Annotated in this window: 15 protein-coding genes; 7 read left to right on the forward strand and 8 right to left on the reverse strand. The window is 74.5% G+C overall.

All coding sequences use genetic code 11. The features are described 5' to 3' along the window. Positions 1–11: 11 nt before the first annotated feature. Positions 12–1,766, reverse strand: coding sequence for a DEDD exonuclease domain-containing protein (locus GA0070607_RS20745; protein ID WP_089019683.1), 1,755 nt, complete (start codon positions 1,764–1,766; stop codon positions 12–14). 127 nt (positions 1,767–1,893) lie between these two features. On the opposite strand from GA0070607_RS20745, the gene GA0070607_RS20750 reads away from it, so the two are divergent. The 4 genes from GA0070607_RS20750 (at position 1,894) to GA0070607_RS20765 (ending at position 6,352) form a co-directional block, all read left to right on the forward strand. Then, on the forward strand, positions 1,894–3,348 hold the full coding sequence (locus GA0070607_RS20750) for an NYN domain-containing protein (RefSeq protein WP_089019684.1): 1,455 nt from the start codon (positions 1,894–1,896) through the stop codon (positions 3,346–3,348). 246 nt (positions 3,349–3,594) lie between these two features. After that, a complete protein-coding gene (locus GA0070607_RS20755) occupies positions 3,595–3,816 on the forward strand; it encodes a hypothetical protein (RefSeq protein WP_089019685.1) in 222 nt (73 codons plus the stop codon). A 155-nt stretch (positions 3,817–3,971) separates the two neighbouring features. Then, positions 3,972–5,231 carry a M48 family metallopeptidase gene (locus tag GA0070607_RS20760; RefSeq protein ID WP_089019686.1) on the forward strand — a complete coding sequence of 420 codons (1,260 nt, stop codon included), beginning with the start codon at positions 3,972–3,974 and terminating at the stop codon, positions 5,229–5,231. Next, positions 5,228–6,352, forward strand: coding sequence for a glycosyltransferase family 4 protein (locus GA0070607_RS20765; protein ID WP_089019687.1), 1,125 nt, complete (start codon positions 5,228–5,230; stop codon positions 6,350–6,352). Before GA0070607_RS20760 ends, GA0070607_RS20765 begins: the two co-directional genes overlap by 4 nt. Positions 6,353–6,366: 14 nt before the next feature. Here the strand turns inward: GA0070607_RS20765 and GA0070607_RS20770 are convergent, their stop codons facing one another. The 7 genes from GA0070607_RS20770 to GA0070607_RS20800 form a co-directional block, all read right to left on the reverse strand. Next, complete coding sequence (locus GA0070607_RS20770; RefSeq protein ID WP_089019688.1) at positions 6,367–7,035, reverse strand: lysophospholipid acyltransferase family protein; 669 nt, start codon at positions 7,033–7,035, stop codon at positions 6,367–6,369. 27 nt (positions 7,036–7,062) lie between these two features. Further along, the gene (locus GA0070607_RS20775) at positions 7,063–7,644 is read right to left on the reverse strand and encodes a TetR/AcrR family transcriptional regulator (protein WP_089019689.1); all 582 of its coding nucleotides are present in this window, start codon (positions 7,642–7,644) and stop codon (positions 7,063–7,065) included. A gap of 174 nt (positions 7,645–7,818) precedes the next feature. Continuing rightward, the gene (locus tag GA0070607_RS20780; protein WP_231931186.1) at positions 7,819–9,477 is read right to left on the reverse strand and encodes a putative bifunctional diguanylate cyclase/phosphodiesterase; all 1,659 of its coding nucleotides are present in this window, start codon (positions 9,475–9,477) and stop codon (positions 7,819–7,821) included. A 79-nt stretch (positions 9,478–9,556) separates the two neighbouring features. After that, complete coding sequence (locus GA0070607_RS20785; protein ID WP_089019691.1) at positions 9,557–10,366, reverse strand: SAM-dependent methyltransferase; 810 nt, start codon at positions 10,364–10,366, stop codon at positions 9,557–9,559. Positions 10,367–10,553: 187 nt separating this feature from the next. Then, positions 10,554–11,222 carry a response regulator transcription factor gene (locus GA0070607_RS20790; RefSeq protein ID WP_007072219.1) on the reverse strand — a complete coding sequence of 223 codons (669 nt, stop codon included), beginning with the start codon at positions 11,220–11,222 and terminating at the stop codon, positions 10,554–10,556. Positions 11,223–11,229: 7 nt separating this feature from the next. Continuing rightward, positions 11,230–12,921, reverse strand: coding sequence for a sensor histidine kinase (locus tag GA0070607_RS20795; RefSeq protein ID WP_089019692.1), 1,692 nt, complete (start codon positions 12,919–12,921; stop codon positions 11,230–11,232). A 14-nt stretch (positions 12,922–12,935) separates the two neighbouring features. Beyond that, the gene (locus tag GA0070607_RS20800) at positions 12,936–14,750 is read right to left on the reverse strand and encodes an AMP-dependent synthetase/ligase (RefSeq protein ID WP_089021981.1); all 1,815 of its coding nucleotides are present in this window, start codon (positions 14,748–14,750) and stop codon (positions 12,936–12,938) included. Between the two features lie 243 nt (positions 14,751–14,993). On the opposite strand from GA0070607_RS20800, the gene GA0070607_RS20805 reads away from it, so the two are divergent. From GA0070607_RS20805 to GA0070607_RS20815, 3 genes are all read left to right on the forward strand, one after another. Further along, positions 14,994–15,449: an SRPBCC family protein gene (locus GA0070607_RS20805; RefSeq protein WP_089019693.1), complete on the forward strand. Its 456-nt coding sequence runs from the start codon at positions 14,994–14,996 to the stop codon at positions 15,447–15,449. Positions 15,450–15,480: 31 nt separating this feature from the next. After that, on the forward strand, positions 15,481–16,173 hold the full coding sequence (locus GA0070607_RS20810) for a hypothetical protein (protein ID WP_089021982.1): 693 nt from the start codon (positions 15,481–15,483) through the stop codon (positions 16,171–16,173). Between the two features lie 76 nt (positions 16,174–16,249). Continuing rightward, positions 16,250–17,197 carry an ROK family glucokinase gene (locus tag GA0070607_RS20815; RefSeq protein WP_089019694.1) on the forward strand — a complete coding sequence of 316 codons (948 nt, stop codon included), beginning with the start codon at positions 16,250–16,252 and terminating at the stop codon, positions 17,195–17,197. Positions 17,198–17,207 lie beyond the last annotated feature (10 nt).

Genomic DNA, 17,207 nt, shown 5'->3' on the forward strand with positions numbered 1-17,207 from the left:
CGGTCACTTGGTCATGAGCGTTCGGTCGAGAGTTGGTGGGACGCTGCGCTCTCGGCCTTCGCCAGCAGGTCCCGGAACCGCCCCGCCCCACCCACCGGGGAGGACCAACCGGAGGACATCTCCACCAGCCGGGTCTCCTGTCGCTCCAACCAGGACAGGATCCGCTCGGACTCCTCCGCCGTGGCCGCCGGCACCGGGCCGTGCCCACCCGACACCGTCTCGGCGGTGGCCCGGATGGCGTTCAGCGTGGGTCGCGGGTGGACGCCGGGCGGGGACACCCCCGCGCCCGCCAACCGCCCGTGCCGGACCAGGGCCAGCTCCCAGCCGCCCCGGGCGGCCGGCCGGGCCGCCGCCAGCTCGACGATCCCGGTCAGGGCGGCCAGCCGCTGCATCCGCACGGTGGCGCGCAGCACCGCCGCCAGTCGGGACCGCACCACCGCCGCCTCCTCGTAGCGCTGGTCGCGGGAGAGCACCTCGATCCGGGCCAGCAGCGCGTCCACCACCGGCTGTGGGTCGCTGGCGGTGGCGGTGCGGAACGGCGCCGCGGCGCGGTGGTCGTACTCCTCGGGGGTGATCTTGTGCTCGCAGGGTGCCGGGCAGCGACCCAGCTCGGCCAGCGCGCAGGCCGGCGTGATGGTCCGCAGCGAGAGCCGGTGCGTGCACTGGCGCAACGGCACGGCGTCGTGGAAGCCCGCCGCGGCCAGCTCCGCGGCCCGCCGGGAGGTGAACGGGCCGAGGTAGGCGGTGTCGGTGGGGGAGAGGTCGCGGACCACCGACAGCCGGGGGTACGGCCCGTCGGTCAGCTTGAGCCAGACCATCCGCTCCGGGTATTTCGACCGCCGGTTGTACGGCGGGGCGTGCGCGGCGATCAACCGCAGCTCGCGGACCTCCGCCTCCAGCGAGTGCGCGCACTCCACCGCCTCGACGCGCTCGGCCGCGGCCAGCATCTCGGAGATCCGGGCCCGCTTCTCGCCGGCGGTGAAGTAGCTGCGCACCCGGGTGGCGATGTCGCCGGAGGTGCCGACGTAGAGCGGCCGGTCGTCGGCGGCCCGGAAGATGTAGACCCCCGGCACCTTGGGCAACCCCTCGGCCAGGTGCCGCTTGCGGCGCTGGGTCGGGGTGACCGCCCGGGCGAACTCGATGGCGTCGCCGACCGTGTCGACCCGGTGCCCGCCGAGTCGGGCGATCAGCCCGTGCAGCACGTCGACTGTGGCCTTCGCGTCGTCCAGCGCCCGGTGGGTGGGCTGGGTGGCGGTGCGGAAGTAGGCCGCCAGGGTGCCCAGCTTGCGGTTGGGCACCTCGTCGCGGGTCAGCACCCGGCGGGCCAGCGCCGCCGTGTCCAGAACGCGGGGGTTGGGCCAGCGGTAGCCGTGCTTCGCGCAGGCGGCCTTGAGGAAGCCCACGTCGTAGGGCGCGTTGTGGGCGACCAGGACCGCGTCGGCGATGAACTCCAGGAAGCTCGGCAGCACCTGCTCGATCGGCGGCGCCGGCATCAGCATGGCCTGGGTGATCCCGGTCAGCACGGTGATGAACGGCGGGATCGGCTGCCCCGGGTTGACCAGGGTGGCCAGCACGCCCAACTGCTCGCCACCGCGCACCTTGACCGCGCCGATCTCGGTGATGCCGCCGCCGTCCGGCGCGCCCCCGGTGGTCTCCAGGTCGACCACCACGAAGGTGGTCGCGTAGAGCGGCAGCGCCGGGTCCACCCCGCCCACCGCCGGGTCGAGACCAGCGAGGGACTCCTGGACGTACTCCGCCTGTGCCATCGGCGGCACGCTAGCGCGCCGGTCCGACACTCCCGTCACAGCGGCCCCAGCGGTCGGCATGGGGCTAGGATGAGAGATCGGCTCACTCACCGGGCGGTGGGCCCGGTCGCGGTGGGAGACTTGCCACATGCCCCTCACCGAGCCGCACGACGACCACCTCCCGCAGGAGGATCCGGTCGCGCGCGACGGTGCCGGGGGCGACCCGGACAGCGGCGACCAGACCGCCGTCGACGCGTCAGCCGGCCCGGCGCGCCCGGGCGGCGACCCGACTGTCGAGCCGGAGCCCGTCCTGCCCGAGCCGGTCCGACAGCGGATCGTGGCGCTGACCGCCGCGGTGCTGCCGACCCTCCCGCTCGACGAGGTCCCGGTTCCGTTGCGCCGGGTGGCCAAGTTCGCCCCGAACCGGCGGGCCCGGCTCGGCGCGCCCGCCATCGCCGCCCAGCTCACCGGTGACCCGCTGTTCCGGCAGCGGGTCACCGCCCGGGTGCTGGCCGACGCCGGTGACCTCGGCGCGGCCGTGGTCGAGGGCACCGCGCCGGCCGCCGCCGACCCGGTCGAGGTGGCCGCACTGGCCTACCTGGCCCGGCCGCGTGGCTGGCGGGAGCTGATCGACGCCAGCGGCGCGGCGGTCCGCGCCGAGGCGGACAGCGCGGTCGTCGCCGAGCTGGTCCGTGAGGCCGAGCAGCGGGCCACCCGGGCCGAGCACGACCGCGCGGTGGCCCGGGTGGAGGCGGAGAAGCTCCGCGACGAGCTGGCCCGGGTCCGCGAGGAGCTGGGTCAGCTCCGTGAGGAGTCCCGCCAACTGGCCCGCACCCTGCGGGAAACCCAGGCCCGCGAGCGCAGGGCCACCGAACTGCTGGCCACCGAGCGCGGTCGGGCCGCGCGGGCCAGCGCCGACGTGGACGCCGAGCTGCGCCGCGCCCGCGCCCGGCTGGCCGAGGCCGAGGCGGCCGCCGGGGTGGCCCGGGCCAGTGCCAAGGAGGCCCGTTCGGTCGACGACGCCCGGCTCTGGCTGCTGCTGGAGACCATCGGCCAGGCCGCCGTCGGGCTGCGCCGGGAGCTGGCGCTGGACCCGGTGGACAAGCTCCCCGCCGACTTCGTCGCCGACGCGTTCGCCGAGCAGCCGGGCACCGCCCCGGCCGGCCCGGCCGCGCGCGCCCGGGACACCGACGACCCGGCCCGGTTGGACCAACTGCTCGCGCTGCCTCGGGCGCACCTCGTGGTGGACGGCTACAACGTCACCAAGCGCGGCTTCGGCGAGATGTCGCTGGAACAGCAGCGCAAGCGCCTGATCACCGGCCTGGGCGGGATCGCCGCGCAGACCGGCGACGAGGTCACCGTCGTCTTCGACGGCGCCGAGCGGATGCACGGGCTGCCGCCGGCGCCGCGCGGCGTACGGGTGCTCTTCTCCCGCAAGGGCGAGACCGCGGACGAGCTGATCCGGCGGCTGGTCCGGGCCGAGCCGGCGGGCCGCCCGGTGGTGGTGGTGTCCTCCGACCGCGAGGTCGCCGACGGGGTCCGCCGGCACGGCGCCTACCCGCTGGGCGCCGACTCGCTGCTGCGGCGGCTGGCCCGCTCCTGACGCCCCCTTCCGCCGGTGCGTCGGCGCCCTTGCGTCAACGACACGAGGTCGGCGACATCGGGGTGTCCGGCCGGGCGGGATAGCCCGATATCACTGATCTGGAGTCGATCTCGCACCCAAAACGGCCGGTCGGGGCGGTTGTCCGGGTTTCTGTCGTACCCGGTGTCTAGCGTCGATGTGACCGACGGTGCTCGGCCGGCGACGACAGCTCGCCGACGGGGCGTCGCGAGCCGATCAGGAGGCGTGATGCGCATCGACTGCGAGAGGTGCCCGAAGCAGCGGGGCGAGGGTTGTTCCGGCTGCCTGGTGGCCGCCCTGTTCGACGACGCGTCCCCGGCGGCCGGCCTGGATGCCGCCGAGGTCCAGGCGATCGAGGTGTTCGCCCGGGCCGGTTTCGACGTGCAGGTGCTGGCCGCGCCCGCGCGTCCCGGCGCCGCCCGTCGCCGCGCCTCCCGCCGGGTCGCCTGAGCGCGACACCGCGCCCGGAGCGGGCTTTTCGCGGGCCATAGGATGAGCGGTCACGGCGGGAGGAGCGGCGGGATGAGCGGGGTACGACGCGACGACGGCGGGCCCGCCGGCGGCGGCGGGAAGGCCCGCCGCGTGGCGAACACGGGGGTGTCCCGGTGACCCCGCGCGGCTGGGCGCTGCTGACCCTGGCCGGGTTGACCGTCGCGCTGCTGGTGACCGCCGCGCTGCTGATCCCGTGGCACCGGCCGCCGGCGCCCCGGGCCGACCAGCTCGCCGCCCTGCGCGACCTGCCCGCCGAGCAGGTGGCCCGGGGGCGGGAGTTCCGCGCCGCGCTGCGCCCCGGCGGTTACGCCGCGCTGACCGTCGGGCTGCTGGTCGCCCTCGCGCTGGGGCTGACCCCGCTGGGCAGCCGCCTGATCGAGCTGGTGGGCCGGCCGTTCGGAGGGCACTGGGCCGCGCAGGCGGTGCTCGGCGGGCTGGCCGTGGTCCTCGTCGCCGACCTGCTCACCCTCCCGTTCGCCGCCTGGCGGCAGAGCGTGCTCACCCGCTACGGGCTCAGCACCAACGGCTGGAGCGGCTGGGTTGCCGACCTGCTCAAGTCGTATGCGGTCAGCGCGGTGATCGGCGCGGTGGCGCTGTTCGGGTTCTACGCGGTCATCCGGCTCGCGCCGCGCTGGTGGTGGGCGTTCGGCGCGGCCGGCGCGGCCCTGCTGGTGGTGCTGCTGTCGTTCGTGCTGCCGGTGCTCGTGGAGCCGGTGTTCAACCGGTTCACGCCGATGGAGCAGGGCCCGCTGCGCACCGAGCTGATGAGCATGGCCGCTCGCGACGGGGTGCCGGTGCGCGACGTGCTGGTCGCCGACGCCTCCCGGCGCACCAGGGCGGTCAACGCGTACGTCTCCGGTCTCGGGCCGACCCGGCGCGTGGTGGTCTACGACACGCTGCTGCGCGAGGCCACCCCGGCCGAGGTGACCGCCGTGGTGGCGCACGAGCTGGGGCACGCGAAGGACCGGGACGTGGCGGCCGGCACGCTGACCGGGGCGCTCGGCGCCGCGGCCGCGGTGGTGGCGCTCTACCTGCTCGGCTCGTGGGGGCCGCTGCTGCGGATGGCCGGCGTCGAGTCGGTCGCCCACCCACGCGCGTTTCCGCTGCTGGTCGCCCTGGTCACGGTGGCCGGGCTGGTCGCCGCGCCGGTGCAGGCGCTGATGTCGAGACGGGTGGAGGCAAGGGCCGACGCGCACGCGCTCGCGCTCACCCGTGACCCGGTCGCCTTCGAGTCGATGCAGCGCAGGCTCGGCTCGGTCAACCTCGGCGACCCCGACCCGCCGCGCTGGGAGTATCTCTACTCGGCCTCACACCCGTCCACAGTGGAGCGGATGGCCGCCGCCCGCGCGTACGCCCGGGAGGCCGGCCGATGAACCGCACGCTGCTGATCACCAACGACTTCCCGCCCCGCCCGGGCGGGATCCAGTCCTTCGTGCACAACCTCGCGGTGCGTCAGCCGGCCGGCTCGGTGGTGGTGTACGCGTCGAGCTGGCGCGGGGCGGCGAAGTTCGACGCCGACCAGCCGTTCGAGGTGATCCGGGAACGCACCCGGGTGCTGCTGCCCACCCCGCTGATTGCCCGCCGGGCGGCGCGGCTGGCCCGCGCGTACGACTGCGACACCGTGTGGTTCGGCGCGGCGGCCCCGCTCGGGCTGCTCGCCGCCGGCCTGCGGCGGCGGGCCGGGGTGCGCCGGGTGGTGGCGCAGACCCACGGCCACGAGGTCGGTTGGGCGGCGCTGCCCGCCGCCCGGCCGGCGCTGCGCCGGATTGGTCGGGGCGTCGACGTCACCACCTACCTCGGCGAGTACACCCGCAGCCGACTGGCCCGCGTGCTGGACGGGCTGACCGAGCTGCGCCGGCTGGCGCCCGGGGTGGACGTGGACACCTACCACCCGACCGTGGACGGCGAGCCCGTCCGGGCCCGGTTGGGGCTGACCGACCGCCCGGTGGTGGTCTGTGTGTCCCGGCTGGTGCCGCGCAAGGGGCAGGACATGCTGATCCGGGCACTGCCGGAGATCCGCCGCCGGGTGCCCGACGCGGCGCTGCTGATCGTCGGCGGCGGGCCGTACCGGGCGACCCTGGAGAAGCTGGCCCGGCAGGCGGGGGTGGAACGGGACGTGGTCTTCACGGGCTCGGTGCCGACGGCCGAGCTGCCGGCGCACTACGCGGCCGGCGACGTCTACGCGATGCCCTGCCGCACCCGCAACCGGGGTCTGGACGTGGAGGGGCTGGGCATCGTCTACCTGGAGGCGTCCGCGACCGGCCTGCCGGTGGTGGCCGGTGACTCCGGGGGCGCGCCCGACGCGGTGCGCGAGGGGGAGACCGGCTACGTGGTCCGCGGCCGCGACGTCGCCCAGCTCGCCGACCGGGTGGCCCGGCTGCTCGCCGACCGGGACCTGGCCCGCCAACTGGGCGCGGCAGGTCGGGCGTGGGTGGAGCGGGAGTGGCGCTGGGAGGCGCAGGCGCAGCGGATGGCCGCCCTGCTCGCCGGCTGACCGCCTACCACGTTTCAGCTGGGAGCCGATCGGGGCGGGGCGTAGCGGGGCACGTACTCCTGGCCGGTGAGCCGCTGGATGGCCGCCATCACCTCGTCGGTGACCGTCCGGATGTCGCGTGGCCCGTTGATCCGGCCCGCGACCGGGATCGGCGGGCCGAATCGCAGGCTGACCGGGTGCCGGCGCGGCAGCCGCGCGTCGACGGGCAGCACCTCGGCGGTGCCGAGCACGCCTACCGGGATGATCGGCACCTCGGCGTCGCGGGCCAGCCGGGTCATGCCGACGCGGCCCCGGTAGAGCCGCCCGTCCGGGGAGCGGGTGCCCTCCGGGTAGACGGCGACCAGACCGCCGGCGCGGAGCACCGGCACGGCGGCGTCGAGGGCGCTGAGGGCGGCCCGGCCGCCGGCGCGCTCGACGCGGATCGCTCCCATGCCGGCGACGATCCGCCGGTTGAGCCAGCCGCCCGGACCGCGGCCGCTGAAGTACTCGGACTTGGCCCAGAAGGTGACGTGCCGGGGCGTCACGCTGACGAGGAAGAGCTCGTCGGCGACGGAGAGGTGGTTGCCGGCGAGGATCGCGCCGCCGCGCCGGGGCAGGTGTTCGAGCCCTTCCACGCGTGGCCGCCAGCCCAGCCGCAGCGCGGTGCCGACGGTCAGCTTGGTGAGGTCGTACAGCAGGGGCACGTGTCCTCCGGGTGCGGAATGGATGGTTCAGTCGGGGGCCGGGCCGAGGTGGGCGTCCAGTGCGGCGTGCAGCAGGGCGTCGTCGTCGGTGGCGCCGGTGGCCAGCGGCAGGCTGCCCCAGGCCCAGAGCTGGGCGATGCCGTGCAGGTTGGCCCAGAGCGCGCCGGCCAGCACCGGGGCCGGCGCGTCGGTCGGCCGGCGCACCTGAGCCACCAGGTCGGCCAGGACGGCGAACAGCGGCAGGCTCGTCTCGCGCAGCTGGAGCCGGCCGCTGGCCAGCAGGTCGTGCCGGAACATCAGCTCGAACATCCCGCGGTGCGCCGCCGCGAAGTCCAGGTACATCCGGCCGAGCGCGGTCAGCCGGGCGCGCGGGTCGGGACCGGCGGAGCGCATCGTCCGCTCGACGCGGGCGGCGAGGTCGGCGAAGCCCTCCCGGGCGATGGCGGAAAGCAGGTCGACGTGGGTGGGGAAGTAGCGGCGCGGCGCGCCGTGCGAGACCCCGGCCCGGCGGGCGATCTCCCGCAGTGACACCGCCGACTGGCCCTCGCGCACCACCAGGTCCACCCCGGCGGCCACCAGTCGGGCCCGGACACTCCCCTCCGCACTCATAGACATTGTCTACCAGGGCCACGTAGACGGTGTCTACCCCTTGCTCCGGGTGCCGGCTCCGGCGGGCCCGCCTTTCGAGGGTGATACCTCAGAGTCATAAAGATGCCTGTGCGGTATCGCGGTCGGCGCCGACCCCGCGACCACGGGGACGCGCCCGACCAGCGCCGGGGTGGGTCAGCGGATGCGGGCCAGGATCCGGTCGGCGGGGGCCGGCCGGCCGAAGTGCCAGCCCTGGGCGGCGTCGCAGCCGATCGCCCGCAGCCGCTCGGCCTGCCCGGCGGTCTCCACCCCCTCGGCGGTCACCGTCAGGTCCAGTGCGTGCGCCAGCGAGACCAGCGAGGCGAGGATCCGCTCATCCGTGCGCCCCACCGAGGGGGACCGCAGCCCCGCCACGAACTCCCCGGCGACCTTCAGCTCCGTCACCGGCAGGTCCCGCAGGTAAGCCAGATTGCTGTAGCCGGTGCCGAAGTCGTCGATGGCGATCCGCACGCCGAGGTCGGCCAGCACCCGCAGGGCGCGCACCGGCTCCTTCGCCGTGCTCATCATCGTGCTCTCGGTGATCTCCAACTGCAGCCGCTCCGGCGGCAGTCCGGTCTGCCGCAGCAGGCCGCGTACCTCCTGCACCAGCCCGGGCCGGTGCACCTGCCGGACCGCCAGGTTGACGCTCACGAACGGTGCGGCCGTCCCGCCGGCCGACCAGGCCTCCGCCTCCCGGCACGCCTCGGCCAGCACCCATCCACCCAGCTGCACGATGAGCCCGGTCTCCTCGGCCAGCCCGATGAAGCTGTCCGGCCGCAGCACACCCAGCTCCGGGTGGCGCCAGCGGACCAGCGCCTCCACGCCGACCAGCCGGCCGTCGCGGAGCGAGGTCAGCGGCTGGTAGTCGAGGTAGAACTCGCCTCGCTCCAGGGCGGCCGGGATGGCCGCGGAGAGCGCGTACCGGGCCAGCTCGCGTCGGTTGCGCTCGGCGTCGTACAGCGCCCAGCGCGCCCCGCCGGCCGACTTCGCCCAGTGCAGGGTGCTGTCGGCGGCCCGCATGAGGTCACTGGGGTTGGCGCCGGCCACCTGGCGCTCGACGATGCCGATGCTCGCGGAGACCTGGAGCTCGTGCCCGTCCACCAGCGCCGGTGTCCGGACGGCGGCCAGTGCGGCCTCGGCCATCGCCACCATGTCCTCGGTGCCGCCGCTGCGTTCCACCAGGATGACGAACTCGTCCCCACCGAGTCGGGCCACCAGGTGCTCGCCCACGGTCTGGCACAGCCGCTCGGCCACCGTGGTCAACAGCCGGTCGCCGACCTGGTGCCCCAGCGTGTCGTTCACGACCTTGAACCGGTCCAGGTCGATGAAGCACACGCCGACCCGCTGCGCGCCCCGGCCCGGCTCGTTGAGCGCGGCGGTGAGCCGCTCGGTGAACAGCGTCCGGTTGGGCAGGCCGGTGAGCGGGTCGTGGGTGGCCTGGTGCCGGAACCGCGCCTCGCTGGCCCGCAGCGCCCGCTCGGCCTGCGTGCGGGCCATCATGGCGGCCCGGCGGATCGACTCCTGCTCGTCGAGCGTCCGGTCCCGCAGCGCGCGGGCGTAGCCGGTGGCCACGGCGGCCAGCAGCCGCGCCATCCGGTCCTCGACGTCTTCGGCCACCAGCCCCAGGTCGCGGATCAGCCGGAGCTGGATGACCTCGACGGTACGGCCCAGCCCCTCGGCGGAGGCGATGTGCGCGGCGACCAGTTCGGCGCCCACCCGATAACCGGCGCGGACGTCGAACGGCTCGGCGGTCAGCGCGCCGGCCAACTGCCCGGTGAGCCGGTGCAGCAGAGTCTCGAGCTGGGCCTGCGTCATCGGCAGATAGCTGGTGCCGGAGACGGCCTTGGCCCAGGCCTTGGCGAACGTACCCGGGCAGGAGGTCGCCCCGGGCGACTCAGCCACCGAGGCGCCCGACGCCGCCCATGAAGACCGCGCGCTCGGCGTCCTCCGCGCTCTCCGGGGTGTCCGGCCGCCACTGCGGCACCCAGACCACGCCCGGGTCGAGAAGCTCGAACCCGTCGAAGAGCGCGGTCAGCTCGGCCCGGCTGCGGACCCAGAGTGGGCTGTCGGTACGCCGGTAGACCCGCTCCGCCTCGGCCCGCTCGTCCTGGCTGCGCCCGTCGTCGCTGGCCTGCGACAGCACCAGGTAGCTGCCCGGGGCCAGCGCGTCGCGCAGGGTCCGCAGCAGCTCTGCCGGACGGTCCTCGTCGGACACGAAGTGCAGCACGGCCACGATCATCACGGCCACCGGCTGGTCCAGGTCGAGCAGTTTGCGGATGTCCGGGTGGGTCAGGATCTTCTCCGGGCGTCGCAGGTCCTCCTGCACCACCACCGCGCGGTCGTTGCCGGCCAGGATCTCGCGGCTGTGCGCCACGGCCACCGGGTCGACGTCGACGTAGACCACCCGTGACTCCGGGTCGAGCCGCTGGGCGATCTCGTGCACGTTGCCGACCGTGGGAATGCCCGAGCCGATGTCCAGGAACTGCCGGATCCCGGACTCGGCGAGGTGGTGCACCGCCCGACGCAGGAACGCCCGGTTGGCCTGGGCCATCAGCGGCGCCTCCGGCACCGCGGCCACCATCGCCTGCGCCGCGGCCCGGTCGGCAGCGAAGTTGTGCGAGCCGCCGAGGTAGTAGTCGTACATCCGCGCGACGCTCGGGCGCTCGATGTCGATGGTGTCGGGTGCCCAGTCCGGCCGCTGCATGCGCTCACCCCTCGAGTCCGCGACGCGGGCGTCGTCGCCCGCGCGGGTATTGTGCCCCTCACGTTCCCGCCAGACCATAGCGTGCCGCCAGGTTCCCGCCGACGTCGGTCGATACGCGAAGGTCCACGCCGGCCGGAGCCGGCGCGGACCTTCGGTCGCGGTGTCCCGCTCGACGAGCGGGGTCAGATCAGAACTTCGGGGCGTCCGGCGCCTCGAGCAGGCCGAGCCGGAGCGCCGTCATCAGCGCCTGCGCCCGGTTGGCCGCACCGAGCTTCTCGTACAGCTTGGAGATGTGCGTCTTGGCCGTGGACTCGCTGACGAACAACTGCTTGGCGATGCCTGCCACGCTCATCCCGTCGGCGAGCAGCCGCAGAACCTGCCCCTCGCGCGGGGAGAGCTGCGGACCGGACGGGGCGAGCCGGCGCTTCATCGCCTCGGCCAGGTCGGCCGCTGTGAACGCGCTCGGGGAGGAGGCGGCGTGCCGCGCGGCGGCCACCACCTCGTCGGCGGGGGCGGTCTTCGGCACGAAGGCGCTCGCGCCGGCCTCCAGGGCCCCGAAGAGCTGGTCGTCGCCGGCGTACATGGTCAGCACCACGATGCCCATCGAGGCGCTGGACTTGCGCAGCGCACGGGTGGCCTCGAGGCCGCTGCCGTCGGGCAGCCGGAGATCCATGATCACCACGTCCGGCTGAAGCGCACCGGCCTGGCGTACCCCCTCTGCCGCCGTGGCGGCCTCACCGACGACCTCGAACTGACGGTCGCGCTCAAAGGCGTGCCGCAGGCCCTTGCGAATCAGGTCGTGGTCGTCAACAAGGAGGACCTTGGTGCGGGTGGCCGGTGTCGGACTGGTGGTCATCCTCGGGTTACTCCCCTTCTGCTGCTGCGCTACCGCGCAGGTTATCGCGCCGGGGCGAGGTGCCGAGAACCACCGCCACGGTTGTGCCGCTCGGTTGCCGGGGCCTGATCTCCAACCGGCCCCGGATACGTTCCGCCCTCTCGGCCATGATCGCAAGACCGTACCGCCCGTCGGGCCGCTGGTCAGCCATCCCCTGACCGTCATCCGACACTTCAATCTGCGCGTACGGGGGGTCGACCTCACAGGTGACCCAGAGATTGGAGGCGCCGGCGTGCTTGCGCGCGTTGGTGACCGCCTCCTGCGCGATGCGCAGCAACTCGGCCTCGGTGGCCGCCGGCAGCCGCGCGGTGGACTCGTCCAGCGACAGGTGCACCCGCAGCCCGCCGGAGGCGCCCACGGTGCGCGCGTACTCGGCGATCGCCGCGGCCAGCCCGCCCTGCCGGTCCACCTCGCTGCGCAGCTCGAACAGGCTCAGCCGCAGCTCGGTGATCACCCGGGTCACCTCGCCGCGCAGCGTACGCAGCGCCTCGGCGGTCTCCTCGGCGTCGTCGAAGACGGTGGCCAGGGCGTTGTCGATGCCGTAGCCGACCATCACCAGTTCCTGCGCCACCCCGTCGTGGATCTCCCGCGCCAGCCGCTGCCGCTCCTCGTTGGTGGCCAGCGAGCGGACCTCGTCGAAGAGCAGCGCCGCCTCCAGCCGCAGCGCGGCCGGCTGGGTCAGAGCGGTCACCCGGGACACCACCGGTGCCGGGTACGCGTGGGCGGCGTCCGCCTCCAGCACCACCAGCCCCACAGTGCGCACCCCGGCGACCAGCGGAACGATCAACGCGGAGACGTCGCCGCCGCGGTGCGAGCGGGACTGCGACCGCGCGGCGGTCTGCGGCTGCTGACTGGCCCAGGCGTCGGCGATCGCCGAGTCCGCGTCCAGCGTCGTCTCCCAGTCCACCCGGTCCACCCCGGCCTGGGCGAGCACCACGAGCCGGCCGCCGCCGCTGGCCGACAGCACCGCGCCCCGGTCCGCCCGGGCCACCGTGCGCAGCTCCTCCAGCAGGTGCTCGGAGATGCCTCCCGGGTCCAGGGTCGCCCCGGGCAGCTGCCGGGCCACCGTGCGCAGCTGGGTCAGCAGCCGGGTCGCCTCGGCGTACGGCTGGGGCTTGCCCTCACCGCGTACCGCCATCACCCGGTGCAGCGTGCCGGCGGCGTAGAGCCCCAGCGCGGCGAGGAGCAGCCACTGCGCACAGACCGCGAGGTAGCCGAGCTGGCCGAGCTGGCGCTCCCCGTCGACCTCGGTGAGCGCCCCGGTGATCAGCAGGGTCGCTGCGGTGACCGCGAGCAGCGCGGCGCCCTCGGAGAAGCGGCGGCGCAGCGCGGTGACGGTCACCGGCACCGCCAGGTACGGCAGCACCGCCGAGGCGCCGAGCCCGTCGACAGTGCCGCCGATCGACGCGACTGCGGCCACCTGACTCGCGGCCAGCCCCAGCACCACCACCTCGGCCACCCGGCTCAGCGGCCCGATCAGCCGGTGCTGAGGGGCCAGCAGCGAGGGCAGCCCGGCGACCGCCAGCAGCGCGATCCACCACAGCTGGCTGACGTCGCGGGTGGCGAACAGGGTCAGGACGGCGACCAGCGACAGCATCACCAGGCGGGCGGCCGCGGCGAGGGGATGCGGATGTGGTGCGGCGGGTGTCGATGCGGGCACGTGACGGATGGTAGTCAGCCCCGGTAGATATCGGCGATCTCCGCCGCGTACGTCTTGTGGACGACCTGCCGCTTGACCTTGAGCGACGGGGTCAGCTCGCCGGTGGCCTCGGTGAAGTCGCGGGGCAGGACCCGGAACACCTTGATCGCCTCGGCCTTGGAGACGGCCTGGTTCGCGCTCTCGATCGCGGACTGGATCTCCGCCCGCAGGCCCTCGTGCTCGCGCAGGTCCTCGACCCGGCTGTCGGCGGGCAGCCCGGCCGACTCCAGCCAGGCGGGCAACGCCTCCTCGTCGATGGTGACCAGCGCCGCGATGAACGGCTGCCGGTCGCCGACCACGACGCACTGGCTGATCAGGGGATGGGCCCGGACCTGGTCCTCCAGCACCGCCGGGGCGACGTTCTTGCCGCCGGCGGTCACGATCAGCTCCTTCTTCCGGCCGGTGATGCTGAGGTAGCCGTCGTTGTCGAGCTGGCCCAGGTCGCCGGTGCGGAACCAGCCGTCGGCGCTGAGCGCCTCGGCGGTCGCCGTCTCGTTGTGCCAGTAGCCCTGGAAGATCAGATCGCCGGAGATCAGGATTTCACCGTCGTCGTCGATCCGGATGGTCACGCCGGGCAGCGGGCGGCCGACGGTGCCGATCCGGGTGCCGGTGGGCAGGTTCGCCGCCGCGGCGGGCGAGGTCTCGGTCAGCCCGTAGCCCTCGAGGACCGTCACGCCGATGCCCCGGAAGAAGTGACCGAGTCGGGCGCCGAGCGGCGCGCCGCCGGAGATGGCGTCCCGGCACCGGCCGCCGAGCGCGGCGCGCAGCTTGCCGTAGACCAGCCGGTCGAAGACCGCGTGCTGGGCACGCAGGGCGATGCCCGGCCCGCGGGAGGTCTCCAGCGCCTCGCTGTACGCGATGGCGACCTGCTCGGCGCGGGCGAAGATGCCGCCCTTGCCGTCGGCCTCGGCCTTCTGCTTGGCCGCGTTGTAGACCTTCTCGAACACCCGGGGGACGGAGAGCACGAAGGTCGGCCGGAACTCCTGCAGCTCGGCGACCAGGTTCTTGGTGTCGGCGCAGTGCGCCATGGTGGCCCGGGCATGCACCACGCCGATCTGGATCAGCCGGGCGAAGGCGTGTGCCAGCGGCAGGAAGAGCAGGGTGGCCGCGCCGGCGTGGAACAGGTTCGGCAGCACCGGCACCGCGTTGGCGATGTCGGCGTACATGTTGCGGTGGGTGAGCACGCAGCCCTTGGGCCGGCCGGTGGTGCCGCTGGTGTAGATGATCGTGGCGAGGTCGTCGGCGCGGACCGCCTTGCGGCGCTGTTCCACCTCGGCCGGCTCGACCGCGGCGCCGCTCGTGACCAGCTCGTCGACCCCGCCCCGGTCGAACTGCCAGACGTGCGCCAGCTCGGGCAGCCGGTCCCGGACGCCGGCGACCAGGCTGGCGTGCGCGTCGGTCTCCACCACGACGGCGACCGCGCCGGAGTCGGCGAGGATCCAGGCGGCCTGCTCGGAACTGGAGGTCTCGTAGATCGGCACGGTGACCGCGCCGGCCGTCCAGATGGCGTAGTCCAGCAGCGTCCACTCGTAGCGGGTGCGGCTCATCAGTGCGACCCGGGCGCCCGGCTCGATGCCGGCGGCGATCAGCCCGGCGGCCACCGCCACCACCTCGTCCCGGAACTGCCGGCAGGTCACCTCCGCCCAGGCGGTGCCCGTGCCGTCGGCGGCCGGGGTGCGGCGGGCGAACTGCACGGCGTCCGGCGCGGCCTCGGCGTTGTCCCAGACCGGATCGGTGAGGTTGGCCGCGTCGCCAACGGTGACGATCGGCGGAACGGAGAACTCGCGCACCTGCACTCCTTCGTGCTCGCACTGACCGGGCCGGCCGCCACCGCGGGCGTCGGCTCTGTCGAAACCTACCCGGCGGTTGGGTCGGGTGGGACAACCAGGAGGGTCGGTCGGGCATCGTGGCGGTCGGCCTACGGCGTGCGGTGGGTGCTGACCCACGGCGCCGGGTGGGGGCGCGGACCTCGCCGCCGGGCGCGGTGGGGGCGGCGCGGCACGCGGGCGCTGTCCGCCGGGTAGCCTCCCCCCATGGCGGACTCCTCCACCCAGTCGATCATCATCGGCGCGTCACCGGATCGGGTGACGGCGGTCATCTGCGACTTCGCGCGCTACCCGGAGTGGACCGAGGCGGTGCGCCGCGCCGAGGTCATCGAGGAGTACGAGGACGGCTACGCCAGTCAGGTGCGCTTCACCATCGACGCCGCGGTGATGGCCGACGAGTACGTGCTCGCCTACGAGTACGCCGAGGACCTGTCCCGGATCGAGTGGCACCTGGTCGCGCCGTCGAAGATGCAGAAGAGCCAGCGCGGTTCGTACGACCTGGTGGGCAACCCGGACGGCGGCACCACGGTGACCTACACCCTGGAGGTCGAACTCTCCGTGGGAATGCTCGGCATGTTCCGGCGCAAGGCCGAGAAGATGATCATGGATACCGCGTTGAAGCAGCTCAAGCACCGGGTAGAAGCATCCGGTGCGGCGCAGTGACGCGTACGGCGGCACGGTAGAGGAGCCGACCATGGACGCGACGGATCCGGGTTCGGCCCGGGAAGAGGCGGAGCGGCTGGTCGCCACCCTGCTCGCGGGGGCGCGGCTGGCCTCCGCCGGCTCGGCGGGCGGCGCGTGGGGCCCGCTGGGCGGGATGCTGGCGGGTGTCCTCGGTCACAGTGCCGCCCCCGGTGGTCAATCCGGCACCGGTGGCGGTTTCGCCACCGGCTCCGCCGAATGCTGCGTCTGCCCGGTCTGTCGGGGCATCGCCGCGTTACGTGATCCGAGTCCGGAATTCGCCGAGCGGCTGGCCACCGGCGCCGGCGACCTCGCAGCCGGTGTGGCCAGCCTGCTCCGCGCGTTCGCCCCGGCGGAGCCGCCCGCGGCCAGCCCGTCGGCGCCATCCGCCCCGCCAGGACCGGCGTCCGCCCCGGCCGCCGGCGCCGACATCCCCGAGCCCACGCCGGCCGACGGGTCCGCCGGGGCCGGCGAGGATCACGTGTGGCGCGATGCCACCCGTAGCGGGCATGATTCTCAGCCGGCGCCGGAGCGGGACGTCTGGACGGTCGCCACCCGGACGGCGGACCCACTCACCCCGGACACCGCACCACCCGTCGACGAAGCCGGGTCGGTCACCGCACCCGCGCCGAGCGACCGACCTGTGGTGCCCGCGTCGCGGGTGCCCGACGACACCGGCGCGGCCGCACCGGGCGACGTCGCCTGAGCGCGGGACATCCCGACCCGGACCGGCGTGTCGCCGGTGCGCGGGCCGGACAGCACAGCAGAGGGGAGCGGCAGCGGTGACGCTGACCATCGGAGTCGACGTCGGTGGCACGAAGGTGGCCGGCGGTGTCGTGGACGACGCCGGCACGGTCCTCGTGCAGACCCGACGGGACACTCCCGCCGATGACGTCGCCAAGACCCGCGACGTCATCATCGACCTGGTCGGCGAGCTGGCTGCCGGACGGACGATCGAGGGCGTCGGCATCGGCGCGGCCGGCTGGATCGACGCCAACCGCTCGACAGTGCTCTTCGCCCCCAACCTGGCCTGGCGCGACGAGCCACTGCGCGAGTACGTCGGCAAGGCGGTCGGCCTGCCGGTGATCGTGGAGAACGACGCCAACGTGGCCGCCTGGGCCGAGTTCCGCTACGGCGCGGCCCGGGACGCCGACGACTCGATGGTCATGTTCACCATCGGCACCGGCGTCGGCGGTGGCATCGTGCTCGGCGGTGAGCTGCTGCGTGGCGCGCACGGCGTCGCCGCGGAGCTGGGCCACATGCTGGCCGTGCCGGACGGGCACCAGTGCGGCTGCGGGCGGCTGGGCTGCATCGAGCAGTACGCCAGCGGTAGCGCCCTGGTCCGCTTCGCCCGGGCCGGCGCCCGGCAGGAGCCGCAGCGGGCCACCGCGCTGCTGGAGCTGGCCGGCGGGGAGACCGAGGCGATCACCGGCCACATGGTGACCACCGCCGCGCAGGGCGGCGACCCGGTCTCCACCGAGGCGTTCGCGCAGATCGGCCGGTGGTTGGGCACCAGCCTCGCCGACATGGCACAGATCCTCGACCCGCAGACCCTGGTGGTCGGGGGCGGCGTGATCGACGCCGGTGACCTGCTGCTCGGCCCGGCGCGCCGCTCGTACCTCGACGCGCTCGCCCAGCGCGGGCGTCTGCCGGTGGCCGAGGTGCTCCCCGCGGAGCTGGGCAACAGCGCCGGGGTGATCGGCGCCGCCGACCTGGCCCGACGGATCTGAGGCGAGCCGG

Source organism: Micromonospora coriariae (assembly GCF_900091455.1).
GTDB classification, from domain to species: Bacteria; Actinomycetota; Actinomycetes; order Mycobacteriales; family Micromonosporaceae; genus Micromonospora; species Micromonospora coriariae.